At 39.2% G+C, this 25,985-nt stretch carries 32 protein-coding genes; 20 read left to right on the forward strand and 12 right to left on the reverse strand.

Going from position 1 to position 25,985, the window contains the following annotated elements; genetic code table 11:
* Positions 1 to 135 precede the first annotated feature (135 nt).
* The 7 genes from ACY650_RS04745 to ACY650_RS04775 are packed head-to-tail and all read right to left on the reverse strand — an operon-like array spanning position 136 to position 5,402.
* On the reverse strand, positions 136 to 1,626 hold the full coding sequence (locus ACY650_RS04745) for an NAD(P)H-hydrate dehydratase (RefSeq protein WP_462252262.1): 1,491 nt from the start codon (positions 1,624 to 1,626) through the stop codon (positions 136 to 138).
* 5 nt (positions 1,627 to 1,631) lie between these two features.
* Positions 1,632 to 2,867: an NADH-quinone oxidoreductase subunit D gene (locus ACY650_RS04750; protein ID WP_462252264.1), complete on the reverse strand. Its 1,236-nt coding sequence runs from the start codon at positions 2,865 to 2,867 to the stop codon at positions 1,632 to 1,634.
* Positions 2,868 to 3,233 carry a four helix bundle protein gene (locus ACY650_RS04755; protein WP_462252266.1) on the reverse strand — a complete coding sequence of 122 codons (366 nt, stop codon included), beginning with the start codon at positions 3,231 to 3,233 and terminating at the stop codon, positions 2,868 to 2,870.
* An 18-nt stretch (positions 3,234 to 3,251) separates the two neighbouring features.
* Positions 3,252 to 3,734 (reverse strand): NADH-quinone oxidoreductase subunit C, encoded by a 483-nt coding sequence (locus tag ACY650_RS04760; RefSeq protein ID WP_462252268.1) that lies wholly within the window; start codon positions 3,732 to 3,734, stop codon positions 3,252 to 3,254.
* The gene (locus ACY650_RS04765) at positions 3,724 to 4,260 is read right to left on the reverse strand and encodes an NADH-quinone oxidoreductase subunit B (RefSeq protein WP_462252270.1); all 537 of its coding nucleotides are present in this window, start codon (positions 4,258 to 4,260) and stop codon (positions 3,724 to 3,726) included. Before ACY650_RS04765 ends, ACY650_RS04760 begins: the two co-directional genes overlap by 11 nt.
* On the reverse strand, positions 4,257 to 4,715 hold the full coding sequence (locus ACY650_RS04770) for an NADH-quinone oxidoreductase subunit A (protein ID WP_462252272.1): 459 nt from the start codon (positions 4,713 to 4,715) through the stop codon (positions 4,257 to 4,259). Before ACY650_RS04770 ends, ACY650_RS04765 begins: the two co-directional genes overlap by 4 nt.
* 57 nt (positions 4,716 to 4,772) lie before the next feature.
* Entirely contained in the window at positions 4,773 to 5,402 is a 630-nt protein-coding gene (locus ACY650_RS04775; protein WP_462252274.1) for an LON peptidase substrate-binding domain-containing protein, read from the reverse strand.
* Positions 5,403 to 5,453: 51 nt separating this feature from the next.
* On the opposite strand from ACY650_RS04775, the gene ACY650_RS04780 reads away from it, so the two are divergent.
* The 16 genes from ACY650_RS04780 (at position 5,454) to ACY650_RS04855 (ending at position 18,064) form a co-directional block, all read left to right on the forward strand.
* Positions 5,454 to 5,924, forward strand: a complete 471-nt coding sequence (locus tag ACY650_RS04780; protein ID WP_462252276.1) for a hypothetical protein — start codon at positions 5,454 to 5,456, stop codon at positions 5,922 to 5,924.
* A gap of 50 nt (positions 5,925 to 5,974) precedes the next feature.
* Complete coding sequence (gene paaE, locus ACY650_RS04785; RefSeq protein ID WP_462252278.1) at positions 5,975 to 7,039, forward strand: 1,2-phenylacetyl-CoA epoxidase subunit PaaE; 1,065 nt, start codon at positions 5,975 to 5,977, stop codon at positions 7,037 to 7,039.
* 36 nt (positions 7,040 to 7,075) lie between these two features.
* Complete coding sequence (gene paaA, locus ACY650_RS04790) at positions 7,076 to 8,038, forward strand: 1,2-phenylacetyl-CoA epoxidase subunit PaaA (protein ID WP_462252280.1); 963 nt, start codon at positions 7,076 to 7,078, stop codon at positions 8,036 to 8,038.
* Positions 8,039 to 8,067: 29 nt separating this feature from the next.
* Complete coding sequence (paaB, locus tag ACY650_RS04795; RefSeq protein WP_350221295.1) at positions 8,068 to 8,349, forward strand: 1,2-phenylacetyl-CoA epoxidase subunit PaaB; 282 nt, start codon at positions 8,068 to 8,070, stop codon at positions 8,347 to 8,349.
* A gap of 3 nt (positions 8,350 to 8,352) precedes the next feature.
* Positions 8,353 to 9,108, forward strand: coding sequence for a 1,2-phenylacetyl-CoA epoxidase subunit PaaC (gene paaC / locus ACY650_RS04800; RefSeq protein ID WP_462252283.1), 756 nt, complete (start codon positions 8,353 to 8,355; stop codon positions 9,106 to 9,108).
* Entirely contained in the window at positions 9,109 to 9,489 is a 381-nt protein-coding gene (locus ACY650_RS04805) for a VOC family protein (protein WP_462252285.1), read from the forward strand.
* Complete coding sequence (locus ACY650_RS04810; protein ID WP_462252287.1) at positions 9,489 to 10,253, forward strand: GNAT family N-acetyltransferase; 765 nt, start codon at positions 9,489 to 9,491, stop codon at positions 10,251 to 10,253. Before ACY650_RS04805 ends, ACY650_RS04810 begins: the two co-directional genes overlap by 1 nt.
* Positions 10,253 to 10,714, forward strand: a complete 462-nt coding sequence (gene paaD / locus ACY650_RS04815) for a 1,2-phenylacetyl-CoA epoxidase subunit PaaD (RefSeq protein ID WP_462252289.1) — start codon at positions 10,253 to 10,255, stop codon at positions 10,712 to 10,714. The genes ACY650_RS04810 and paaD overlap by 1 nt, the downstream gene beginning before the upstream one ends.
* A gap of 77 nt (positions 10,715 to 10,791) precedes the next feature.
* Positions 10,792 to 11,571, forward strand: a complete 780-nt coding sequence (locus tag ACY650_RS04820; protein ID WP_462252291.1) for an enoyl-CoA hydratase-related protein — start codon at positions 10,792 to 10,794, stop codon at positions 11,569 to 11,571.
* Positions 11,571 to 12,731: a 3-hydroxyacyl-CoA dehydrogenase NAD-binding domain-containing protein gene (locus ACY650_RS04825; protein ID WP_462252293.1), complete on the forward strand. Its 1,161-nt coding sequence runs from the start codon at positions 11,571 to 11,573 to the stop codon at positions 12,729 to 12,731. The genes ACY650_RS04820 and ACY650_RS04825 overlap by 1 nt, the downstream gene beginning before the upstream one ends.
* Positions 12,728 to 13,333 carry a hypothetical protein gene (locus tag ACY650_RS04830; RefSeq protein ID WP_462252295.1) on the forward strand — a complete coding sequence of 202 codons (606 nt, stop codon included), beginning with the start codon at positions 12,728 to 12,730 and terminating at the stop codon, positions 13,331 to 13,333. Before ACY650_RS04825 ends, ACY650_RS04830 begins: the two co-directional genes overlap by 4 nt.
* A complete protein-coding gene (locus ACY650_RS04835; RefSeq protein ID WP_462252297.1) occupies positions 13,330 to 13,737 on the forward strand; it encodes a hotdog fold thioesterase in 408 nt (135 codons plus the stop codon). Before ACY650_RS04830 ends, ACY650_RS04835 begins: the two co-directional genes overlap by 4 nt.
* Positions 13,738 to 13,761: 24 nt before the next feature.
* Complete coding sequence (gene hisC / locus ACY650_RS04840) at positions 13,762 to 14,856, forward strand: histidinol-phosphate transaminase (protein ID WP_462252299.1); 1,095 nt, start codon at positions 13,762 to 13,764, stop codon at positions 14,854 to 14,856.
* Positions 14,853 to 15,023: a hypothetical protein gene (locus tag ACY650_RS04845; RefSeq protein WP_462252301.1), complete on the forward strand. Its 171-nt coding sequence runs from the start codon at positions 14,853 to 14,855 to the stop codon at positions 15,021 to 15,023. Before hisC ends, ACY650_RS04845 begins: the two co-directional genes overlap by 4 nt.
* Positions 15,024 to 15,158: 135 nt before the next feature.
* Complete coding sequence (locus ACY650_RS04850; protein ID WP_462252303.1) at positions 15,159 to 15,494, forward strand: PadR family transcriptional regulator; 336 nt, start codon at positions 15,159 to 15,161, stop codon at positions 15,492 to 15,494.
* On the forward strand, positions 15,491 to 18,064 hold the full coding sequence (locus tag ACY650_RS04855) for an ABC transporter permease (RefSeq protein WP_462252305.1): 2,574 nt from the start codon (positions 15,491 to 15,493) through the stop codon (positions 18,062 to 18,064). The genes ACY650_RS04850 and ACY650_RS04855 overlap by 4 nt, the downstream gene beginning before the upstream one ends.
* Positions 18,065 to 18,149: 85 nt before the next feature.
* Here ACY650_RS04855 and hrpB read toward each other — a convergent pair whose 3' ends face one another.
* A complete protein-coding gene (gene hrpB / locus ACY650_RS04860; protein WP_462252307.1) occupies positions 18,150 to 20,648 on the reverse strand; it encodes an ATP-dependent helicase HrpB in 2,499 nt (832 codons plus the stop codon).
* Positions 20,649 to 20,743: 95 nt separating this feature from the next.
* On the opposite strand from hrpB, the gene ACY650_RS04865 reads away from it, so the two are divergent.
* Positions 20,744 to 21,682 (forward strand): gliding motility protein GldB-related protein, encoded by a 939-nt coding sequence (locus ACY650_RS04865; RefSeq protein WP_462252309.1) that lies wholly within the window; start codon positions 20,744 to 20,746, stop codon positions 21,680 to 21,682.
* Between the two features lie 67 nt (positions 21,683 to 21,749).
* Complete coding sequence (locus tag ACY650_RS04870) at positions 21,750 to 22,451, forward strand: hypothetical protein (RefSeq protein WP_462252311.1); 702 nt, start codon at positions 21,750 to 21,752, stop codon at positions 22,449 to 22,451.
* Between the two features lie 60 nt (positions 22,452 to 22,511).
* On the opposite strand, the gene ACY650_RS04875 is transcribed toward ACY650_RS04870, so the two are convergent.
* Positions 22,512 to 22,856, reverse strand: a complete 345-nt coding sequence (locus ACY650_RS04875) for a DUF6249 domain-containing protein (RefSeq protein ID WP_462252313.1) — start codon at positions 22,854 to 22,856, stop codon at positions 22,512 to 22,514.
* A gap of 124 nt (positions 22,857 to 22,980) precedes the next feature.
* On the opposite strand from ACY650_RS04875, the gene ACY650_RS04880 reads away from it, so the two are divergent.
* Entirely contained in the window at positions 22,981 to 23,538 is a 558-nt protein-coding gene (locus ACY650_RS04880; protein WP_462252315.1) for an RNA polymerase sigma factor, read from the forward strand.
* A complete protein-coding gene (locus ACY650_RS04885) occupies positions 23,535 to 23,948 on the forward strand; it encodes a hypothetical protein (RefSeq protein WP_462252317.1) in 414 nt (137 codons plus the stop codon). Before ACY650_RS04880 ends, ACY650_RS04885 begins: the two co-directional genes overlap by 4 nt.
* Positions 23,949 to 23,997: 49 nt before the next feature.
* Here ACY650_RS04885 and ACY650_RS04890 read toward each other — a convergent pair whose 3' ends face one another.
* From ACY650_RS04890 to ACY650_RS04900, 3 genes are all read right to left on the reverse strand, one after another.
* Complete coding sequence (locus ACY650_RS04890) at positions 23,998 to 24,747, reverse strand: glucose 1-dehydrogenase (protein ID WP_462252319.1); 750 nt, start codon at positions 24,745 to 24,747, stop codon at positions 23,998 to 24,000.
* A gap of 86 nt (positions 24,748 to 24,833) precedes the next feature.
* A complete protein-coding gene (locus ACY650_RS04895) occupies positions 24,834 to 25,400 on the reverse strand; it encodes a TetR/AcrR family transcriptional regulator (protein WP_462252321.1) in 567 nt (188 codons plus the stop codon).
* Positions 25,401 to 25,495: 95 nt separating this feature from the next.
* Positions 25,496 to 25,891 carry a hypothetical protein gene (locus ACY650_RS04900; RefSeq protein WP_462252323.1) on the reverse strand — a complete coding sequence of 132 codons (396 nt, stop codon included), beginning with the start codon at positions 25,889 to 25,891 and terminating at the stop codon, positions 25,496 to 25,498.
* Positions 25,892 to 25,985: the final 94 nt, after the last annotated feature.

Here is a 25,985-nt window from a genome sequence, read left to right on the forward strand (position 1 = left end):
CCAATTCTAATGAGTTTTTAAACTACATCGAATAAAAGCAATGATTTATCTAATAGTTGATCAAATTGCTGATATCACGAAATTTTGTCTAAACTACCTTAATCAACCTATTGAAATTCAATATCAATTTGGAGGTCAGTCTCTAGCTAAAGACGCAATTGCTTTGGGCATAAAATCAATAATATCCGAAGCTTGAATCCAAGGAGATTCCAAACTTCTTACAGCTTCATCTCCAGCTAGGCCGTGAAGAAAAACTGCAAGTCTTAATGCGTCAAAAGGCTTGATTCCCTGAGCAAGGAACGCTCCTGTAATTCCAGTTAAAACATCACCACTTCCCGCAGTAGCTAGCGAAGGATTTCCAGTCGAATTGAAATGAATTCCACCAGAACTACTACAAACAGCTGAATATGCTCCTTTCAAAACAATATTTAGCTCATACTTCATACAATATGATCTTAGCTTTTCCAGCTTTTCAAAATCGTCACCCCATTCTCCTACAAGCCTTTTAAATTCTCCTGGGTGCGGAGTAAGAATTGATTCTTTGGGTAACAGATCCACCAAATTCGGATTTGCAGAGATTAGATTTATTCCGTCTGCATCTACAACTATGGGATCTTCCTGCGCTTTCAAAAAATAACTCAATGCGTTTAATGTTGATGAGTCTGTACCAATGCCCGGTCCAATAGCTATTGCATCTTCTGTTGTCGGGATTAACTCAATCTGGCTTTCACCTGAATCTAGGGAAACCATTGCCTCTGGAATGCTAATTTGCAATATTTCGATACCGCATCTTGGAGAATGTACATTAACTAAACCAACACCAGCTTTGAAAGCGGCCCTTGCACACAGCACAGCTGCTCCCATTTTACCTTCACTTCCAGCTACAATCATCAATCTCCCAACGCTCCCTTTATGATCAAATGTTGATCGGGAAGGTAAAAGCCTCTGTATTTCTCTCTTTTCAGATAAATAAAATGAAGAATCAACGCTAGCAATGAAATCTTCACTCAAACCTATATCTACATTACGCCACTGACCTACATACTTCTTTGATTGAGGTTGAAAAAAAGCCAGCTTAGGAACATGAAATGATATGGTAAAATCTGGCTCAAAAACCACTGAGCCTTTGCTCAGGGGTTGATCCGAATATAGGCCAGATGCAATATCAACCGCAATACGCTGCGAATTCTGATCATTCAGAAACGTGATAAGTTCAGCTTGCAGACCTTGAACAGGCCTGGTAAGGCCAGACCCAAAAATGGCATCTATTATAATAGATCCTTCAGGAATTGATGGGAAGTCACCAATGTCAGTAATCTCATGATGAGAATTTAACCGCTTGAGGTTATCAACAAAATCAGAGCTGCCTTTATCAACATCTCCAATAACGAAAATTTGAATCGACCAACCTCTTTCGAGCAATAATCGACTAATTGCTAATCCATCACCACCATTATTTCCTGTCCCGCAGAAAATAAAAACTGGTTGTTTTGTTGGGTGTAGGCCAAGAAATTTCACTAAAAAAGCTTGGCTTGCTCTTTCCATCAAATCGATGGAAGCAATTGGCTCATGTGCTATTGTATACTGATCTGCCTCTCTTATTTGTGCGGCATTTAGAACTTTCATTTCGACTAGCGATCTACTTCTCCCATATTTAGGTCCATAGAACCTAAGATAGCGAACAAATCAGCAAGCATACATCCTTTGCTTATTTCAGCAAGAACAGAGAGATTACTAAAACTAGGCACGCGAGCTTTGCATCTAAGTGGTTGATCTGCTCTCCCATCAGTTCTAAAAAAGAACCCAAGCTCACCTTTTGGGTTTTCTGCTCTCACATAATAGTCTTGAGCTTTTGGTCTGATTTTTTTAGGGACATTCGCTCGAGGGTCGAATTCCTTGGTTCGTTTATGTTCACCAAGCAATTTTTCAACACACTGCTCAATGATTCGAATGGATTCCCAGCATTCTTGATATCGAACCCAATTACGATCCCAACAATCACCAAGCACACCCATTTGACCTTTCCCTACTGGTACATCAAAATCTATCTCTGGATATACACTGTATCCATCAACTTTTCTAAGATCATATTTTAGCCCTGAGCCTCGAAGCATTGGTCCTGTTACTCCATAATTAATCGCTAAATCTGATGGTAAAACACCTACATTAGCCGTTCTTTCAATAAAAATTTTGTTACTGACAAGGAGTGTCTCGGTATCTTTCAACTTCGGCTTTAGATAGTCAACAAACTGCTTAGCTCTTTCCTCAAACCCTACAGGCAGATCATAAAACAAGCCACCTACCCATATATAATTGTAAAGCATTCTGGCTCCGCTTGCCCATTCGAGCATTCGAAGAATATGCTCTCTATCCCTCATCATCCATAAAAAAGGAGTGAATGCTCCAATGTCCATCCCATATGTACCTATGGCAATAAAGTGTGAGGCTATTCGATTTAATTCAGCTACTAGGACTCTGATATACTCAACTCGCTTTGGGATATCGTTTTCAATTCCAAGCATGCGTTCAACTCCCATTACGAACGACCATTCGTTATTCATGGCAGCAACATAATCCATTCGATCTGTATAAGGTATGGTCTGATTAAAGGCTAAGGATTCTGCATGCTTTTCGAAGCATCGGTGCAAATACCCCATATGTGGAACTACGTCTACAACAATTTCTCCATCTGTAATCACTTCTAACCTTAATACCCCATGTGTTGACGGATGCTGAGGTCCAACATTAATAATCATCTCCTCAGTTTTGAGGTCTGACTCCTTATACTTTAGTGGCTCAGATCTATTTAATGGAGAATCTGGAATTGAGAATTGAGAATTGGTATGTGATGATGTTGAACGCTCCATTTATTTCAATTTAGCCGATTTAATAATTGAAATAAGTATTCTCTTCAATTCTTCAGATTGTTCAATTAGGACCAAAACTTCATTCAACTCCAATTCAGAATCTTTAATTAGTCGCAACCAATAATGAGTCTCATGAGCTTCCTTATTAGCAATTGAAAGCTTATGAATAAAATCAGCCTTTGATTCAGCTTGTTGAGCTTCCTCTGATAATGCCCCAATTACGGTACCGCTGCGAAGAACCTGTTTAGAGATTACAAATTCCTTTTGTTCATCTTGGAGCTTTCTTGTAAAAAGAACGATAGCCAAAGCAAACTCGTAACTTTTGATAAGTAGTGGGTTTTGGCGTTTCAATTTTCTATTCTCCATTTTCAATTATCAGTTCTGTTAATATTTTACCTTAACATCATGGTATTTCTCCTGCTCTACATAATCTTTTCTTAGCGGAAAACCCTCCCAATCATCGGGAAGCAAAATTCTTCGAAGGTCCGGATGATTATTAAACTGAACACCTACTAAATCATAAGCTTCACGCTCATGCCAATCTGCAGTCCTCCAAATGTTGGAAACAGATTCTATTTGTGGCTGATCTCTTTTGAGATTCACTTTAAGCATTAAATGAAGATCGAACGGAATACTATAGAGGTTATATACGATTTCCACCGAGTCTTTCTCTTCACCATTATCAAGCGCACTTATGCATGATAGTGAATCAAAGTATGTTTTCTCGTTGGCATGCAAGAAATCGCACACCTGATGAATGAAATTAGCATCAACAAGAAGTGCCTGAGGAGTTGATTCCAAATCCTCACCCTGAACTGCGTCAGGTATCTTCTCATTTATGAATGATTTTATTTCTTCAAACTGCATCTTTCTTCATCAACTTTTCTAGCTCCTTAGGTCTTAGAATCGACTCTGATCTTATTTTTTCCTGAAGTTTTAGAAAACCTCCAATTAGAGCTTCAGGTCTTGGCGGACAGCCAGGAACATAAACATCTACTGGTATCACTCTATCAACACCTTTTAAGACATGGTAGCCATGTTCCCAATACGGGCCACCACAATTGGCACATGATCCCATAGAAATAACATATCTAGGCTCAGCCATCTGTTCATACAGTCTCTTTACCCGATCGGCCATCTTAAAGGTAACTGTGCCGGATACTATCATTACGTCCGCCTGCCTTGGAGAATTACGAGGTATTACACCGAAACGATCTAAATCATATGCAGAGGAGGCAGTAGACATAAATTCAATTGCGCAGCAGGCCAACCCAAATCCAACTGGCCAAAGACTACTTAGTCGAGACCAATTCAATAAATCATCCAGCTTGGAAATTATAATACCTCCTTCGCCTGTTTTCAAGCCACCAATAATATGTTCTTCGCTATTCATTTATACCTCTTATAAGCACTTTCAGGAATACGAGATTTATAATCAGATTCTTTTGGTTTAGGTCGCACCCATTCCAACATCCCTTTCGCCCACACATATATTAACCCTACCATTAAAATTCCTACAAAAATGAATGTTTCTATCATGGAAAATTTCCCCCACAAGCCATTTGTTTCTTTCACCAATTCTTCGTCTCCGAATACACTGGCCCACGGAAACAAGAAAACCAGTTCAGCTTCAAATAGTAAGAAAATCAAAGCAACAACATAAAAGCGAATATTGAATTGCCCCCAGGCAGTTCCAACAGGCTCTTCACCTGATTCATAGGTAGTTTGTTTTTCAGGAGTAGGTCTGTTAGGGCGCAGAATCTTTCCTACTAGCAGCGTTACTAACAAAAAAGCAATCCCACCAACGCAGAACAGCAAAACAGTACCAAATCCACTGATCTCAATCATGATGGGAAATTACATTGAATAAGTGAGATAATTTAAAGAGCGCAACGAATTCGATCTCTAAAATTTAAGTGGATCGAGGTGCTTGAAATGTCCATTTTGCTTGATTCTCTCTTGAGCGTCTTGCGCTCTTTCAAGAGCAGGGAGTAAATGCGCGAGGTGTTTCAGTGCAAACTGTAGTCGTTCATTTTCTGTAGGCATCTGAAGTAACTGGTATTCTTCTTCTGGCTTAAAACCAATTTTATGCCCGATTTCATATACAGAATTAAGGGTTGAAATATCAGGAACATCCATCTCGCCGAGCCATACAAATAGTTTAGAAACCATTTCTTTAAATTCATATAGCATACTTAGATCCGTTGATTCATCACTCATAGATAAATCCTCAATACGGCCACCGGCATATAAGTGCGCTTCCCAAGGGTTCCAAAATTCCTCGACTCTAAATGGCTGCAATGCTCTGGTTTTGATATCCATTCGGCCATCATCGTAGGTTTTTGTCACCTCTGTGATTTCGACTTCCGTACCCCACTCAATCTTATTTATTACATAAGCAGGGATGCCAAAAGTAGTATTATTCACTAAGCAATCGTTGACCAGAGCTTTATAGCGTGGTTCAAAAATATGCAGGTTAACTCCCTCTCCAGGAAACGCCACAATATTCAACGGAAAAAGAGCAATTTCTCTCATAGATGAAAAAAACACTGAACATCGAAAATAGTTTGGTACTTTCGATCATTCATGAGGATCATTCGAATAAACAAAGGTAAAGCAGTACGTCTGCCGCTAAGATTACTTTGTGTAATACTTATGATTTTAATGACTGTGAAATTGGCAAATTGGTTGTCAGAACCCTGGTCCATTATTTCTGTGATCTTAATTGCCTCATTTCTTCCTGCCATCTGGTTTGCCACTAAGATCATAATCATCAATGAAGAAAATAAAACCATCTATGATGGTATTTGGACAATGGGGCGAAAGCTTAAAAAATCATCGAATTACACCTCTCTAAGTGAGATAATAATTAGAAAAGTCAAGACTAAAAGAACTGTTTATACCCTATCTAACAAAGAAAACATTGTAGCAGACCATGAGTTCAGAGCTATCTTAAAGCTTGAAAATGATGAAGAGTATTTCCTCTTCAGTCACCCATTAAAAGATAGGGTTGACGAAAAGGTGACAAAAATCAAGAAGAAGCTTGAGATAAATTGAATAAAAAAATTGCTTTCGATGCTTAGTTTTGCTGCACCCAAAAATTCAACATGGCAAAATTTCACACCCTAAGCGTTAAAGAAATAACCAGACCAACAGAAGAATCCGTTGCTGTCACTTTTGATATTCCTGAAGATCTAAGAGAAGAATTTTCTTTCATCCAAGGACAGCACATTACTTTGAAAAAAGATATTAATGGTGAAGACACAAGGCGGTCATATTCAATCTGCTCTTGTCCAATTGATGAAGTCTTAACTGTTGCTATTAAAAAGCTTGATGGCGGTGCCTTTTCAACCTACGCAAACGATGTGATGAAGGTAGGTGATGAATTAGAAGTAATGCCTCCTCATGGACACTTCTATGTACCTCTAGATCCAGCAAACGCTAAATCTTACGTTGCCTTTGCTAGTGGCAGTGGAATTACTCCAATCATTTCCATAATAGAGACAACATTAAGAACAGAGCCCGAGAGTGAGTTCAAGCTATTTTATGGTAATAGTCGAACGAGTACAATCATTTTTCAAGAAAAACTAGAGGCGCTGAAGAATAGATACATGGGAAGATTTAGCCTGTATCACATACTAAGCAAGGAGCGACAGGAGTCAGATTTATTTAACGGCCGAATTGAATCAGAAAAAATTCAATCATACGCAAAATTGTTTTTTGATCCTGAGACCGTAGATCACTATTTCACCTGTGGGCCAGAAGAAATGATGCTAACCGTCCAAAGTGAACTTAAAAATCTTGGAGTACCTGAAGATCGTATCAATCTGGAGCTATTTACATCTCCGGTTGGTAAATTGGGTGGAAAGGCTAAGGATATAAAACATGAAAAAGCTAAGGCTGAGATAACCGTGGTTTTGGATGGGAATAGCATGACCTTTCCATACGATTCAGACAAATCTATTTTGGATGTCGCTTTTGATAATGGTGCAGATCTTCCATACGCATGTAAAGGAGGAGTATGCAGTACCTGTGTTTGTAAGGTTGAGGAAGGAGAAGTTGAAATGGACATTAACTACGCGCTTGAACCTGATGAATTAGCAAGAGGTTTAGTGCTTAGCTGTCAGTCTTTTCCAAAGACTGAGAAAGTAAAATTAAGTTTTGACGTTTGAGTCCAACAATGAGCAATTCAAACGTGTTAAGTAACTTTGAACAAAGGAATTAAGAAGATGGATATTAAGAGTTTAGAAGATCGATTTAACGAAAAGATAGATGAGGACATCCGAATAGAGCCAAAAGACTGGATGCCCGAAAATTATCGTAAAACACTAATACGTCAGATTTCGCAGCATGCGCATTCAGAAATAGTAGGAATGTTGCCAGAAGCCAATTGGATTTCTCGCGCACCTACATTGAGAAGAAAGGCGGCAGCTCTAGCAAAAGTGCAAGATGAGGCTGGTCATGGTCTCTACTTGTATAGTGCCTGTGAAACGTTAGGTGTAGAGCGGGATTCACTACTTCAAGATCTTCATTCTGGAAAAGCTAAATACTCTTCGATATTTAATTACCCAACATTGACATGGGCTGACATGGGAGCTATTGGATGGTTAGTAGATGGCGCAGCTATCATGAACCAAGTTCCACTGTGTAGAGCATCATACGGCCCATATGCTCGAGCAATGGTACGAGTGTGTAAGGAGGAGTCTTTTCACCAAAGACAAGGCTTTGAAATTATGCTTACCCTTTGCAAGGGATCTGAAGAGCAAAAGAAAATGGCTCAAGATGCTCTTAACAGATGGTGGTGGCCAGCACTTATGATGTTTGGTCCAACGGATGAGGCGTCAACGCATACGGAGCAATCGATGAGATGGGGAATCAAAAGGTTTACCAATGATGAGCTAAGACAAAAGTTTGTGGATGCTTCAAAGCCTCAAGCTGATCTATTGGGGATTACAATTCCAGACAAAGATTTGAAATGGAATGAAGAAAGAGGTCATCATGATTTCGGTAAGATCAATTGGGAGGAATTTTTCAATGTGATCAAAGGAAACGGACCGTGCAACAAGCAGCGTGTTGATGCTAGAAAAAAGGCATACGATGAAGGTGCATGGGTACGAGAGGCAGCTGCCGCTCACGCTGAGAAGAAGGCAAAGCGACAGGAAGCAGCATAAATTAACTACACAACAAAAATCCAAACTCCATGAAAAATTGGCCTTTATGGGAAATCTTCATTCGAAGCAAAGCTGGGCTTAACCATAAGCATGTTGGCAGTCTGCACGCAGCTGATGAAGAGATGGCAATTCAAAATGCCAGAGATGTTTATACCAGAAGAAATGAAGGTGTAAGTATCTGGGTGGTGAAATCAGAATACATTACTGCTTCTGACCCTGACGATTCGGACCCACTTTATGAACCTGCAAAGGATAAAGTGTATAGACACCCAACTTTCTACGATTTACCAGACGAAGTGAAACACATGTAATTGATGAAAGACCAAAATCTTTACAACTACGTACTGCAACACGCAGATAATTGCCTGATTCTGGGACAGCGCTTAGGAGAATGGTGTGGTCATGGCCCTATCTTAGAACAAGACATAGCTATGACAAACATAAGTCTTGACCTTATTGGACAAGCTAGAATGTGGTATCAATACGCAGCCGAAATCCAAGACGAAGGAAAATCAGAGGATGATATAGCATACTTACGAGATGCTTGGGGTTACCGCAATGTTTTGCTTCTCGAACAGCCAAATGGAGATTTTGCTAAAACCATCTTCAGACAATTTCTTTTTGATAGCTATAGCTGCTTTTTCTATGAAGCATTAATGCAAAGCTCTGATGAGCGATTGGCCGCTATCGCAGCAAAGTCACATAAAGAAGCGCTTTATCATATTAAATGGAGTAGCGACTGGGTTATAAGACTTGGGGATGGAACTGAGGAGAGTCGTAGCCGAATAACGTCAGCTATTGATGAGCTTTGGTCATATTCAGGTGAATTAACCAAGCCGAATGAGACCGAAACAGAAGCATTAAAAGCTGGATATGGCATTGACTTGAATGCTTTGAAAGAGCACCGAGATGCGAAAATTGCTGAAGTATTGATGGAGGCAACCTTAGATGTCCCAGAAAGTACCTATGCGCATGAAGGCGGGAAGGATGGCCGACATTCAGAACACCTCGGATACATTCTTGCAGATCTCCAGTTCCTTCAACGCACATATCCTGGACTTGAGTGGTAAATGAATCTTAACCAGGTTACCGTTCCATCTAGCGATGTTCCAGCTTCTATTCCTTTTTATGAGAAATTAGGATTCAAATTGATCGTGCATACCCATGAAGAGTATGCTCGATTTGAATGTCCAGATGGAGATGCAACATTATCGTTGCATTACGTGGATAACATTTCGGAAGGAGCCAAACCAATCATTTATTTTGAATGTGATGACTTGGATGAAAGGGTAGATTCCTTCATTGGGAAAGGAATTACAATCGCTGAGATGCCAAATGACAAACCATGGCTATGGAGAGAGGCTCATATCTATGATCCGGATGGAAATCATTTGATATTATTCAAAGCAGGTGATAATCGTAAAAATCCACCTTGGAGAAAAAAAGACTGATGCTCAATCTCATTTCAGAAAATTTTCAGTTACATGCCTCAAAGATTCCGCTATTAAATGAAGGAATGTCTGCGCAAGAGTTAGATCATCTTATCTATGTAGACAGCGGTCTTTCATGTGATACCTTCAATATCATTTATATAAACCATCCAGAATTAGAAAAAGAAGAGTTGAATGAGGTTTTGAGCCACTATAGAATGAATAACCTCGAATATTGCATCTGGATAAATCAAGAAAATCTAAGTGCGAATGTTCGCTCGATCTTTAAGGACCTAGACATTGAAGAGCAAGCAAGTGAAGTTGGGATGGCTATCAAGTTTGATAATTATCAATACGTTGAGAATGTCCATCATTTAAATATCAGAAGTGTTGCTGATGAAGCGTCCTTAGAAACATATGCTCACGTAATTGCTGAAAATTGGACTCCAGCAGATCAAAATGTCATTGATTTCTATCACCAGACAGCTAACAGGTATTTAGATCCAAACAATTCTATTAAACTGTTGATTTACTTTCACGAAGGTCGACCAGTCTCATGTGTAGAATTGTTTCCTACAGACGAAGAGACCATAGGATTTTATGGATTTGCTACCTTAGAAGCCTATCGAGGAATGGGTATTGGAACCACATTACTCACTTTCGCATTAAATATGGCAAAGGAGTTAGGATACAAAAATGGCATCCTACAAGGAACTGAAGACGGTTTGAATATTTATAAAAAGTACGGATTTAAAGATTATACTACCTATTACGAATTTGTTTGATGGTATTAGATAGAGAACATATCCTTGAATTACTTCAAAATGTAACAGATCCTGAAATACCCGTTATTTCAGTGATGGACCTCGGCATTGTTCGAGATGTGATCGTTGAAGAAAATTCTCTAGAAATCATCATCACCCCTACTTACTCAGGCTGTCCTGCCATGCTTGAAATAGAAAAAGAAATCAACAATGCCTTAAAAACGGATGGTATCACAGAATTTAAAATCAGCACCGTTTTATCTCCAGCATGGACTACAGAGTGGATGACCGAAGAAGGTAAACGAAAGCTCAAAGAGTATGGAATTGCTCCTCCAAACCCAACCAATCCAGAGGATATTCAATGCCCACAATGTGGATCAAAAAATACGCAGCTTGTGAGTGAATTTGGCTCTACCGCCTGCAAGTCATTATTCAAGTGCAACGATTGCCTCGAGCCATTCGACTACTTCAAGTGTCACTGATTAGTGAAATAGTTTATTAGTAAATCAGTTTCTGCCTGCAGCCAAGAATTCTTAACTTCGCTAACAAATAACAACACATGTCTGAATCCCTACAACTAACCCAAAAAGGCAACCTAGGTGTCATTACTTTCAACCGTCCAGACGTCTTTAATAGCTTCAATAAAGAGCTTGCCTTAGCCGTTCAAAAAGCCTTGAATGAATACGCTGAAAATTCTAGTATTCGAGCAATAATGCTTACAGGAAATGGTAGGGCATTTTGCGCTGGCCAAGATCTTCAGGAGGCCATTGCCGACAATGGACTTGAGATAGAACAGATCGTGGATGAGCATTATAATCCGATTATCAGACAACTTAGAAGTATTGAAAAGCCAATTATCGCAGCTGTCAACGGGGTGGCCGCTGGAGCGGGTGCAAACATTGCTTTAGCATGTGATGTGGTGGTGGCAACAGAATCTGCATCTTTCATACAAGCCTTTAGCAAGATTGGATTAGTGCCTGATAGTGGTGGAACGTTTACACTACCAAGAATCATTGGGTTTGGAAAAGCATCTGCGTTAATGATGTTAGGAGACAAGGTTTCTGCCTCAGATGCTGAAAAAATGGGAATGATCTACAAAGTAGTAAGCGACGATACTTTTATCGAAGAAGCCGAAGCGGTAGCCCAAAAACTAGCAAGTATGCCAACAAAAGGCCTGGCATATACCAAGCATCTGTTAAATCAATCATTTGTGTCAAACCTTGATCAACAACTAGAGCTTGAGAAAGAGTGGCAATTCAAAGCAACTGAGACATATGATTATAAAGAAGGTGTGAATGCCTTCATTGAAAAAAGAAAGCCAGAATTTAAAGGAGAATAATGCCAAAATTAAGTGTCATAGGAGCAGGTACAATGGGTACCGGAATAGCACAAGTAGCTGCCACTGCAGGTTGGGACGTAGTGATCAACGATACCAATAGTGAGATTCTAGAAAAATCTTCAGCGAGCCTGGTGAAGGTGATGATCCGATTGGTAGAAAAAGGTAAAATAGATCAAGAAACAGCCGATAAGATATTGGAGCGGATAGACTTTACTGAAGATCAACAATATTTTGAAAATTCAGACCTTGTCATTGAAGCGATAGTAGAAAACTTGGAGATAAAGCAAAAGGTATTTTCAGCTGTCGAAAAAATAGTGAGAGAAGACACGATTATCGCTTCAAACACAAGTTCACTGTCATTAGCTTCAATAGGTGCCGCACTTGAAAATCCATCAAGATTTGTTGGGATTCACTTTTTCAATCCAGCTCCTTTAATGCCGCTTGTTGAAATCATTCCAGCAGTTCAAACAGCAGCAGAGACTACTAATCAAGCAAAAGAATGGGTCGATAGCTGGAAGAAGCTTACGGTACTAACAAAGGACACTCCTGGTTTCATTGTAAATCGCGTAGCAAGACCATTTTATGGTGAGTCTTTGAGAATGTACGAAGAAGGTATTGCAGACTTTGCAACTATCGACTGGGCAATGAAAGAAATTGGAGGATTTCGAATGGGGCCTTTTGAACTGATGGACTTTATTGGCAACGATATCAATTATACCGTTACAGAAACAGTATTTCAGTCATTCTTCTATGATCCAAGATACAAACCTTCCTTCACACAAAAGCGCATGTCTGAAGCTGGTTTCTTAGGTAGAAAATCCGGTAAAGGATATTACGATTATGCTGAAGGAGCATCTAAGCCAGAACCTAGCAAAGATGAAACGCTGGGAAATCAGATATTGGAACGTGCATTAGTCATGCTTATCAATGAAGCCGCTGATGCCTTATTCCTTAACATCGCTAGCAGAGAAGATATTGATACGGCAATGACTAAAGGGGTAAACTATCCAAAAGGATTACTGAAATGGGCAGATGAGAAAGGAATACAATGGTGCGTGGAGAAGCTTGATGCCTTGTACGAAGAGTATAGAGAAGATCGATACAGATGCAGTCCACTCCTTAGAAGGATGCATTCTAATAACCAAACCTTTTATTCATGAATTTCAAAGCGGTAATAGCATTCCTGATTATCGTAGCAATTTCTCAAAAATCTTTTGGTCAAGAATACAGTATTGAATTTTCCAATCAAATATTTCGAAATTCACTGACCAACAATGATATAACTCTATTTGAGTACAAAGGAGACTTCAATTTCAACACTCAAATTGTAGTAGTCAGAACTACCAATTTTGGGGAAGTTTATGCAGGTATCGGGTTCACCTCTTTCAATTACATTACGAAATTGAACGTAGACGAATTTGATTCCCCAGGTGATCCGGCTTTCCAAAGCTTTGATGACAGGATAAAAAATAATGGACATAATTACTTATCCATTCCTTTTGGTGTGAGAATGAGTCTCAATGAACATTTTTTCATTCCCGTTGGAATTACATTCAATTTTGAACTTGAAAATAGAAGTAATCTATTTCAAAGAAACTTTCTGATTTTTAATTCTGGGATAGGTTATAAGCAGCCCATAAATGAAAAATTTGGAATTGCGATTGTACCAACTTTTGGCCTAACGCTTAACCCTACAGCTACTTCTTTTGTTAAAATGCCTTTCGTATATGGTTTGAGATTTAATGTAAATTGTAAGCTATGAATGCTGAAAAAATAGTAAATGAGATGATGGCCAAAGACACCTTTAGTCGATGGCTGGGTATTGAAGTGCTAGAAGTAAAAGAAGGGTTTGCGAAGATTAAAATGAGCGTTACAGGCGAAATGCTAAATGGTCATCTCGTTGCGCATGGAGGCATATCTTTTTCACTCGCAGATTCTGCGTTTGCCTTCGCATCAAATTCACATGGCCAAAAAGCAGTATCTATAGAAACTTCCATCAATCACATTAAGCCGATTTTTGAAGGAGATGAGCTCGTGGCAACTGCCGAAAAAGAAAATATATCCAGAAGTCTTGGTCAATACATTGTAAGAGTTACCAGAAACAATGAATTGGTAGGGCTGTTTAAAGGAGTGGTGTTTAGAAAAGAAGAAGAATGGGACGTATAAAAGCCCTTAGTTAACCTAACACGAATGAACATACAAATACCTGATCATATTGCTGCCATAAAAAGTTATCAACCCGGAAAGACCATTCCACAACTACAGGAAGAATACGGGTGGGAAAAAGTGGCCATTTTATGGAACAATGAGAATACGCTTGGTTATTCACCTAAGTCTAAACAAGCGGTAATTGATGCATATGATTCAATCAACTACTACCCAGATCCAGCGAGTGTAGATCTAAAAAAAGCTTTGTCACAAAGATTGGGCAAACCAGAAAATCAAATCATATTGGGTAATGGCTCAGAATCAGTATTGATGCTAGCCATACGTGCACTTTGTAGTGGTGAAGATGAATTTCTTACCTCTGAAGGTGGGTTTGTAATCATATACAATTGGGCACGAATTAATAATGTTCGTTGCGTAGCAATGCCTATGACTAGTGATTATGGATTCGATCTTGAAGCTATAAAGAGCCGAATCAATCGCAATACTAAAATCATCTATCTCGCCAACTGCAACAATCCAACAGGTTCCGGGATTACTAAATCTGAACTAGAGTCATTCATAGAATCCGTACCAGATCATATTCTGGTAATTGTTGATGAGGCATATTTCGAATATTCTGAAGCACTGGAGTCGGAATTTCCGAATTCTTTGAAAATGGATTATCCAAACATTTTGACGCTAAGAACCTTTAGCAAAGCATATGGTATCGCGGGTGTTCGACTAGGCTTTGGCATAGGAAATGAGAAAATAATAGATGCGATGGCAAAAGCAAAGTTGACCTTCGAGCCAACTGCATTGGCTCAAGCAGCAGGCATAGGAGCACTCAATGACGATGATTTCCTTAAAGAAACGGTAGATAACAACACCAACGGATTACATTATTTCTATAAAGAGTTTGACCGTTTAGCTGTCAGATATGTTCGATCTTTTGGGAATTTTGTCATGACGGTCTGGAAAGATCGGGATGAAGTCATGCATGTCTTTGACGCACTGATGAAACATGGAGTGCTTGTTCGACCGCTATATGATCCAATTAGTCATTGTATTCGAATTTCGGTCGGAAGACCAGAAGAAAATGAACACTGCATCGAGGCTCTAGAAGAAATATTAAAATGAAAACCACTCAACTAATACTTGCAGCAATGGTTGCGGCGGCTGCAGTAGTCCGCCTTTTTCACCTCTCTAATGCTGGTTGGATTAAAATAGTTGGAGGTATTGCATTTATACTGCTCATGATTACTTGGGGAATAGATGCTTTAAAGAAGAAGAAAAAAGATTCCTAGTCATTTCGAATAAACCTGCTTTTATGTGGGATAAGTAAATATTGTTTCAATTTCTGAAACTATTATTTACATCTAAATATCATTAGTTAAACAAAAGTTTATCATATTCGTATTTGATAAACAAATATTAATGATATGAATCTTCAACTAGGCGTACTCGAAGAAATCGTTTTACTTATCCTCCTATCTCAGGATCATACCTATGGGGTGGAAATTGCAAAAACGTACGAAGAACAGTTCGAACAAACGATATCTCTACCTGCTATTCATGTCGTATTAAAGCGATTGGAAAAGAAAGGTCTAGTGAAATCAGAAATGGGTGAACCTACCGCTGAGCGTGGTGGACGAAGAAAACGTCTTTACCGGGCGACGCAAGAAGGGTTCAAAATTGCTTATGAGCTAAAAGAGAAACGTAACAATCTCTGGCAGGCCATTCCTGGATTCAATTTTCAATCTCTGATTCCCTCATGAGTTCATCTCCACCAAAATGGGCTGACAAACTACTTGAAAGAATCTGCAGAAAAGATCTGCTTGAGGAAATTCAGGGTGACCTTCATGAGTCATTTCAATGGCGCTCTGAAACAAAAGGAAGTGCTTTTGCAAAACGACAATTCATAAAGGAAACACTGCTAAGCTTTAAACTATCAAATCTCAAACCTTACGATAAAATGGACAGACTACTTACACTCGTTAAAAGCCACGTTAAAATTGGTTGGCGATTTATCTGGAAAACCAAAGCCTATTCGGCAATCAATCTCTTAGGATTAAGTATAGGGATTGTCTTCAGCTGGTTTGCATATTTGTATACTTCAGATCAACTGAGTTATAACAAACACCTCCCGGATTCTGAATCTCTCTTCCGGATGACTACTCAGGTGAATCTTTTTGACAACATGATCAACTTTCCAGGATGTTCACATGTCACTATACAACAAATTGTTGACGAACTCCCAGAAGTAGATGAGGTTGCGAGATTTACTGATGACAAAGCCACCATGAAGCTTCCCGAAGGAACAATAGAGCAACCCTTTTTGAGTGCTGAGAAGTCTCTTGTTGATTTTTTAAATCTCGAATTCATAGAGGGAGAACCAGGCTCATTTGATGCGCCAAACGAAGTGTTGATCTCTGAAAAACTCGCTTATAAGCTTGACATCCGCGGAGAGGCTGTTGGCTCCGAAATTCAATTACTCGATTCCACAAAATACACCACCTATCGAGTTACTGGAGTGTATACTGATATACCAAAAAATACTTCGATTAGAACGGACTTAATACTTCCATATTCTTATTACCTCGCTCAGTCTCCAACCAAGCTAACAAGCCCTGATAATTTTGACTTAAGTGTATTACTAAAAGTGAACAAGTCGGCCGACATTGAAGCCCTCAATGAAAAAATCAGCGGCATCTTAAATACAGAAGAAGATCCTAGTCAATACATTCCATTAATCACACCCCTTGCCTCTCTTCATTTATCCGACGAATATTGGGCATCTAAAGGATTTTTGCCTGGAGGAAATAGTCAGCTAATATGGTTTATTGTAATCGCAGGAATCATGTGCTTAGTGATCTCAATCATCAATTACGCCAACTTCAGTATTTCACTTTATATCAATCGAGCAAGAGAAGTAGCAGTACGTAAAATCATTGGTTCTGCTAAGTCTGGAATTTTCCTTCAGCTCATGACCGAATCACTACTTACAACATTTATTTCTACTGGGATTGCTATCATTCTGTTTTACATTCTTGCTCCGCAATTCTCCATTCTTGTCGAAAAGCAATTTGGTCTGGTAGATTTATTCACAGCAAGCAAGTTGCCGATTATAGCAGTAATCATACTTTCAATTGCTTTGCTCAGTGGGTTATATCCTTCTTTCCTTCTTTCACGATTGGGCATTATCAAATCACTAAAGGGCGAAGAGAAAATTGGAAGAAGTGCGTATATAACTAAAAGCCTACTCGTTCTTCAATTTTCCATTTCGGTCATTATGATTTCATGCATGTTAATTTTCCGTGGACAGCTTCATTACCTGATGGAATTCGATAGAGGTTACGATACTGAAAATGTAATACGCATTGGAGTGCCGCTAGACTTAGTCAATAGTGGCAAAGAACGTGTGCTAATGAATGGTTTTAAATCCATTCCTGAGATAGATAACCTTACAGGAGCAAGTGGCTATGGAATGTCCGGATATGATGATGGTAAGAACAAATTCAGTCTGCTTTTTTCCAACATTGATAGTTCATACATTGATGTGTTAGGAATAAAAATTTTGAAGGGAACGTCTATCAGTGAAGCAAAGAATGATGGCGTTTTGAATGGCGTTTTGGTGAACGAGTCATTTATCCATAAGACCGGAATAATGGATCCAATTGGAACCACTATTCCTTTCACTGCACATGGATTTACTAACGCTACCATCGTAGGTGTATTCAAGGATTATTATGCCTTTGGACCTGGTTCAGAGATAAGCCCACTACTTTTTCTTGACAAAGACATTTCTCGCATCAGCTCTCAAATTATGATTAAATCTGATGCTGAACCATTGCTATTGGAGGAGAAGCTTTCCGAGGTTTGGGATGAAGTATTTAATCCCATTCCATTCAAATTCGATTACCTATCAGATTTACATCGCGAACGATTTGAAGAAGAAGGTAAGATTTCGAAGATCGCAGGAGTTGGAAGTCTAATTGCAATCTTCATTTCCGCTTTTGGCTTGCTCGGCCTTGTTGGATTAACTATTAAAAGTAGACTGAAAGAACTAAGTGTAAGGCGAGTGCTAGGTGCTACAAATGATCATATCACCTGGATGATGGGCAAAAAATTCATAATCCCGATTAGTCTAAGCTTGCTAATAGGCATACCAATGAGTTTCTATTTGACCGATCAGTGGTTGGCTAACTATCACAATAGAATTGACTTTGGTTGGCAACATGGAGTAATAGCTATCTTATCAGTAACAATCATTTTAATAATGATTGTAGTTGTTCAGATGCTAAACGTGACAAGAACCAATCCTGTCGTTCATTTAAAGGATGAATAAAGCTTTTGAATTATCACTTTCTTCTCTAGAGATATGAAAAACTAAAATTGATTTGAATCTGTAATTAATATGCTTATTCAAGTCTTTAGGCGACACCCTTGCCGCCACGCGGCTTCACTCCCCTCACTGCCTCTGCGGTCCATGGATCGTCGGGCCAGTGATGCTTAGGGTAACGACCTTTTAAATCTTTGCGAACTTCGAAGTACGTTTCGTTCCAAAAGTTTTTAAGATCTGAGGTCACTTGCACTGGTTTGAAACCTGGAGAAAGTAAGTGGATAAGCATAGGCATTTTGCCTTCATTCACAGTTGGAGTCTCTGCCATCCCAAACAATTCCTGAATGCGAGCGGCTAAAACCGGTGCTTCTCCATTATCTCGATACATGATCTTAATATTGGAACCACTTGGCACTTCCATTTTAGCTGGTGCCAATCGCTGGAGCTCTTGTTGTTTTTCGTAATCAATCGTATGCAAAATGACCTCATGTAGATTGATCTTCTTAAGATCTCGAGGGTTCTTTACATCAGTCAGGTGAGGAGCAAGCCATTCAGCATTCGTCATTAGCATGGTATCTGTGCTGATGTCTGGCCAATTTGAAGTTGGCTGCCATTTCCTCAAGGATTTGACTCGATTTTGAAGTTGTTCTACATCTTCAGTCCAGTCTAAAAGTGTACGCCCTTCTTTTTTAATCGCCTCAACTATCGCATCCAATAGGTGAGAAGGATCGGGATCCGGTAGGGGCACCGATTTCAAAACAATACTTCCAATACGTAAGTCTCTGCTAGCGTTGAGCCCACCATCTTCTGTATCCCACTCTACAACATCCACTTCTTTCACTCGAGTCGCCAAATCTTTTGGATTAAGTGGAGATGCCATAAATATTTTACCCATCCCATCTCTAGCATCCAGGTTAGCGATCGCTAGCCACGACTCATGAGCTAAATCATCTTTATGGCCAGCCATTGCTATTCGTCCATTTGCAAGCTTGAATTGTGCATTATTTCCTGGACGCGCAAACGCTATCCTTTCTGGGAAAGCATGCGTCAGAAGCAAGCCTGTTTCATATGGGTCGAACGAATCGTTATCAACCACCTCATCAAACAGCTGTCGATAGGAAGCCGCGATCTTTTCAATGCGATCAAACCTTCCCCCCTTTCTATCCTCTCGTCTATGAGTTCTTAGTGCCTCAATTCGATTGTTAATATCTATCCCTGCTTCTTTCCCCAATGGATCACGTTCTTCGAGCAATGCGGCAACATCTGCTGCCAAACTCACTAACCCTTCTTCCTCGGCCATTAACATCATATGAGCCAATCTTGGATGACAGGGCAAGCGATGCACCTCCTTGCCATGCTCGGTAATTCGACCATTCTCCAAAGCTTCCACCTCATGTAAAGTTTGGACTGCAGCTTGCCAAGAACCCTTCGGTGGCGGAGAGAGCCATGTTAAGCTGAGCGGATCACTAATCCCCCAACTTGCCAAATCCAATGCTAATGAAGCAAGATCCGATTCCAGTATTTCAGGTGTACGATGTTCTTGCAACCTACTATCCGTCACTTTTGACCACATGCGATAGCAAACTCCGGGGCTAAGACGACCCGCTCTTCCTGTTCGCTGATCTGCAGAGTCTTTGGATATCTGTACCGTTTCTAATCGGGACAGCCCCGCCTTGGGATCCCATTTCATTGTTCGTCCAAAGCCAGTATCTACTACCACTTTAATTCCCTCTATTGTCAAACTTGTTTCGGCAATGTTGGTCGCCAGTACCACTTTTCTCCTTCCATCCCGATCGGGAAGGATTGCTGCTTTCTGTTTGTTGTAGGGCAGTTGGCCATAGAGCGGATGGATAGCAAATCCTTTCAATTTCGACTTTAGTATTCCTGCACACTTGGTGATTTCTCCTTGGCCCGGCATGAAAACTAAAATATCTCCATCATGAGCTTTTGATGCTTTAACCACAGTGGTGGCAGTCATTTCTGGAATCATAAACTGATCCTGATCACCAGCATATTCAATATCAACAGGGTACTGCCTTCCCTTACTTTCCACTACCGGAGCTTTTAGAGATTGAATAAGCTGAGGCATGTTTAATGTTGCAGACATGACCATGATTTTCAAGTCAGGTCTCAATACCTGCTGCGACTCGCGACAAAGTGCCAACGCCACATCTGCATGAATGCTTCGCTCATGAAATTCATCAAATATGACTAGCCCTACCCCCTCCAAAGAATTATCTCCATGAAGCATGCGCGTGAGGATACCTTCAGTAACAACCTCCACTTTTGTTGACTCACTCACATTTGTTTCGAACCGGATTCGATAACCGACAGTCTCTCCTACCTTTTCTCCTATCAGTTCAGCCAGACGCATGGCGATAGATCTAGCGGCCAATCTTCTTGGCTCCAGCATAATAACTTTTTGCCCTTTCAGCCATGCTTCTTCCATCAACGCTATGGGCAAGAGTGTACTCTTCCCCGCACCTGGCGGAGCATGAACAATGAGTGTATTTTCCTGTTGAAGTTTATTTTTTACTTCATCAAGAATCTCAACTATTGGAAGATCTATGGACTTGGGATCGAAAGACATCTCGCGAAGTTAGTGTGGTAAATCACATCACGAAAAATCGTGATGCAACTCTTTGATGAAAAATCAAATCATTGATATAATCAATGACTCTTCCAATGACTAGCCTAAAAAGTACATCAACCCTCATTTTACTACTTTCCATTCTGACCTTGAATAATGTCGACGGCCAAAACAAGGATCCAAATAGTATCCAACTCATAACAAGCGACATAGATAATTTCTGGATTGCCTGGGATAAAGCTTCACCAGAGTTCGATCCAGATATTATTAAAGAATACTACATAAAAAAAGGTTCTAAAGGATTAAAAGGCTTTATGAGTGGGCGTATTAAAAATGCTGAAAACCTCACTTACTATATTAAAAAAAGGCCCAAATATTATGCTTCACTGCGTGAATTGACACCAAAGATTGCAGAGCAGGAAAAAAGCATCAAATCCTATTTAGTTAAGATGAAAGAACTCTATCCAGACGCGATTTTTCCAGATGTCTATTTTGTAATCGGCGCTATGAATTCAGGTGGTACTACTTCAAAGCACGGATTAATTATTGGTGCAGACATGTACGGCTTAAGTCCTAACACACCTAAAGACGAACTTACCAAGTGGCATTTAAGTGTCTTAAAAAGAATGGATGAAATACCACATATAGTCGTGCATGAATTGGTTCATTTCCAACAAAAATATGACGGTGGAAACCTATTAAAAGCCTCTATCAAAGAGGGCGCTGCAGACTTTATTGCAGAGTTGGCTTCTGGCAAGCATATTAATGATCTGGCACATGAATTCGGAAATGCTAGAGAAGAAGAGTTATGGAATGAGTTCAAAGAAAGAATGAATGAAAAAAACTACGCAGGGTGGTTATATAGTTCTCAAAAAGGAAGGCCAAACGACTTGGGATATTGGATGGGATATAAGATTGTGAAGTCGTACTATGATAATGCGGAAGATAAAAAGCGAGCCATAGAAGATATCTTGACTATCAAAGATTTTGAAGCATTCTTAAAAGCCAGTGGGTATCCAGAAAAATTTGATTGATGGGCTACATTTTGAGGGTTTTGAGATTTTAAGCTGACTAATAATCAAACTCAAACCCCTAATCAACTTGAAATACTCACTAGCTTTACTCTTGTCACTTTACATTTTTAACGCGCAAAGTCAAGAACAAATACCTGACAGCCTAATTGCTTACAGCGAACCTTTTCGATCATCATACCACTTCCTTTCATTTAATGACTATAACCCTGGGAAAGGCTCTATTACCTATCAAAATATTTGGTTATTATATAACCAAATTTCTTATGGCGTAACTGATAACATCACATTGAATGGCGGGTTAATCATAAGCGGTGATTTTTTTTGGATTGGAGGTAAAGTGGGATATCCACTTATCAAGGATCGCATAAATATTGGATTTGCTTCACGTATCTTCGTAGGAGATGGCGAGCCAGTAATTTTCAATACCGGAAAAGTAACTTTCGGACCCAGAAAATCTAATCTAAGCGTAGGTATTTCATTTGGAAATAGATCCCCTAGATCGCGTCTCTCCTTAAAAGGAATGCTAAAAATCGGAAAGAGATTCTATTTCTTTACTGAAAACTATATTGATCCTCGAGAACTAAATAGTGAAAAAGAGGTAGATGATTTAATATCAATAACTGGTGGAAGAATAGTAGCAGACAAAAGAGGTAGTGGTTTTGAAATTGGAGTTGTCATACTCCCTTCTCTTCCATTCTCCGACGATGATGACGGGATTGCCACACTGCCTTTTCTAGGAGTGACTATACCATTAAATAAAAGGAAATAAAAAAGGGTACAAGTCATAAAAACTTGTACCCTCCAAAACGACACGATTGTTCTTTAGCGCTTATTCGTCATTTGATTCAATCCTTCTAGTAATGAAGAATCCTGCCACCAATCCTAATCCTCCGAAGATGAATAGCATTGAGGGAATGGTTACTTCCTCCTTCATGTCAAGGGCTGCTGAAAGTAAGTCACCGCAAAAGATCCCTGCACCAATGCCCATGAAGAGCAGCGCAATATTTAAGATGAACTTAGCAATGGAGAATTTTGATCCTTTGCTATTAAACAGCTTAGCTTCTACTCCTTTCTCAATAAGAGCCAAACGTTCTTTATTCCTTGTGGTCAAAAACACGTAGGCAATTCCAAATACGGTTCCGAAGAGTGCTAGAAATACTATTAATGGTTCCATGTATGTAAATTAAAAGTTGTTACTTATTTCCCTCTTTGACTACAGGTTGTAATTCTAGGTTACAAAAAGTCGAAAATTTTTCGTAACCTATATAAGGCTTTGGTAGTCAAAGTCGAAAATGAACATGAAAACCGAAGCTGAACTTATCGAACGCATCCTTGATGGAGAATGGCGCAACTATGCGATCCTCGTGGATAAGTATGAAGCTAAAGTTTTCAACTACGTGAATTACCTGATGAACAATCGGGAAGATGCAGAGGAAATGGTGCAAGACACTTTTGTGAAAGCTTATCGGTCACTCAGTCAGTTTAGAGGAGAAGCCTCCTTCTCAACATGGCTTATTCGGATAGCGCACAGAAATTGCCTAACCCATTTTCGAAAGAAAGTTCCTAAAAAAGTTTCTCTGGATAATTTATCTAATAGAAGCACCGGAACGCAAGATGCACCCACTAAAGATTTACACTTAGATGATCGTCAGCAGGTGCTTAATCGAGCATTAGCCAATCTAAAGCCAGATGAACGTTCTGTTGTAACTTTATTTTACTATCAAGAACTTTCACTGCAGGAAATTTGTGATGTTACAGATCTTACATTGTCGAATATTAAGATCTTATTACACAGAAGTCGCAAAAAGCTATTAGAGATATTAAATGAAATGGGTGTTAAACAATCGACATTATGAATGCCATGAATCAAGAAGATGAATTGCTAAAACAGCTATTTGCTGAGGCGGAGATAAAGTCTAAATCTGATATTACAGAACGTGTAATGCACAGAATAGATGTGAATCCAGAAGCATTCGAATATGAGCCTGTAATTAGTAAAAAAGCTTGGATTGTGATCTGTAGTGTATTCACACTTGTAATGATCTATTTGGTAGGGAATTCGGGTGGATCGTCGTTCCAATTACCAGACTTTATCCAATCCATTAAAGGTGCTTTTTCAAACCTTAAATTCAATGTCAACATTGAATACACGCAGCCAAGTCTGCCTAAAATTCCATCAACAATCTTGACAGCACTCGTTGCATTAAATGTAATAGGTGTCTATCTAATCATTAGTTATAGATGGAGAAATTGGCTTTATAAATAAAAAACCATCTATCTGGATAGATAGATGGTAATTCAAACAATGATCCTAATTAAATCTGACTCAATCCTCCATCAACTTCCAATTCCACTCCATTCACATAGGAAGCATCATCAGACGCCAGGAACAATACTGCTTTAGCTAGCTCATCAGAAGATCCAAATCTTCCTAGAGGTACTTGCTGAGCAAATCCTTGACCCATTTCATTAACTTCTTCTTCAGACATTCCTAGTTTACCATAAATTGGCGTCTCGATTGGACCTGGAGCAACGCTCACAACTCTAACCTTGCGTTCTCTTAATTCACTAGCTAAGGTTCTAGATAATGATCTGAATGCTGCCTTTGTTGCCGAATATACGCTTGTACCATCAAATCCTTTCTGCCCAACAATTGAAGTATTTCCAATGATTACGGCTCCATCATTGAGATGAGGGATCGCTTCTTTTATCAAGAAGAAAGGTCCTTTCACATTTGTATTGAATTGCGAATCAAAGAACTCTTCAGTGATTTCAGTATGCGGTGCAAAGTATGCTACTCCAGCGTTCACAAAAAGGATATCAATTTTTCCAAATGCATCTACTGTCTGCTCTATAACGCTTTTCGTTTTAGAAATATCTGCTGAATCAGCCAAGATTGTTTTTACATCGCCACCGATCTCAGCTGCTGCTTGATCTAAAGCTTCTTCTCTTCTTCCAGTGATTACAACTTTTGCTCCTTCGTTAATAAAAGTCTTTGCAGTAGCTAGTCCGATACCGCTATTACCGCCTGTTATCAAGGCTACTTTTCCATCTAATTTTCCCATTTTAATTTAATATTTAGGTTTATTTGAAATGATCAGTCCAAATAACGACAATACTGGAACGAACGTTTCAAATAAGATGAAAAAAATTATAAAACCTCTAAAATTTCTTCAATAACCCCGTCCATATCGGGTTCTATGATAGAAGTCACGCGAATTCCTTGCATACATGTAAATAGCATTAACGCCAATGCATGGGGGTTTTTACTTTGCGATATCTCCCCTTGTTCCTGGGCCTTTTTTATGAGTATCTCAAAGGAGTCAACAACTTTATCCTTATTTACAACAAGCAAATCATGTACTTGCTGATTTTCGCCACCAAGTTCAGCTGTACAACTTGTATACATACACCCCTTTTGATTGCCGGATCGAATATCATCACTTACACCTTTAAACAAGGAAATAATCGACTCCTTAGGTGTTTGAGCTTTGCCAAAAAAAGAATTCAATGTTTCGTTCTGTTGCTTTTCATAAGCTTTTAATGCCTCTTGAAATAAAGAAAACTTATCGCCAAATGAATTGTAAAAACTTGAACGATTGAGCCCAGTAACATCTACCAAATCTTGCATAGAGGTTCCATTGTAGCCTTTCTTCCAGAAAAGCTCCATCACGTCATTGATTACTTTCTCTCTATCAAATGTTACTGACTTTGGCATGGTTTGAAATACTCAACTATAAGAGCATACCTTATTGAAACAAACGTTTCAAACACAAAGATAGTTTTGATCATAGATATTGCATTAAAAATCAGTCAATCAATTTTTTGTCTCAACGCCTCGATTAATTCATCCTTAAGTTGACTGTTTTTTGCCATCAATTTCTCGTATAAGATGATGGCTTCATCAATTAAATCAGATCGCTCCTCATCTCTTGTTGCTTGTTTTGCCTTTTGCAATATTTCTATTGGACCTGAATTCCCATAAGGCACTTTAGGTTCCGACAAGGAAGTTGATCCAGAAGAGTTAAAAAATGTTTCGAAGTTTAAATCGCTCATCTCTAGTGTTAAAAATTTGCCTAGGTTAAGATCAAATTGCTCCGAAAGCTTTTGGTGGAAAGCTGGTTTAGCCTGTGTTTCGTAAAAGTATCCTGCAACCTTTCCACGCTTTATATCCATGAGATCTGCAAGTCGCTGCTGACTAAGTCCCATTTTTTTGCACATAAATCGAAGATTATCGTTGAATATACTCAAATTGTAGTTTATTAGTAGATTCTATCAATTATTGTAGTTAATATCTACATTT

It is taken from the genome of Ekhidna sp. (assembly GCF_963691765.1).
Classification (GTDB): domain Bacteria; phylum Bacteroidota; class Bacteroidia; order Cytophagales; family Cyclobacteriaceae; genus Ekhidna.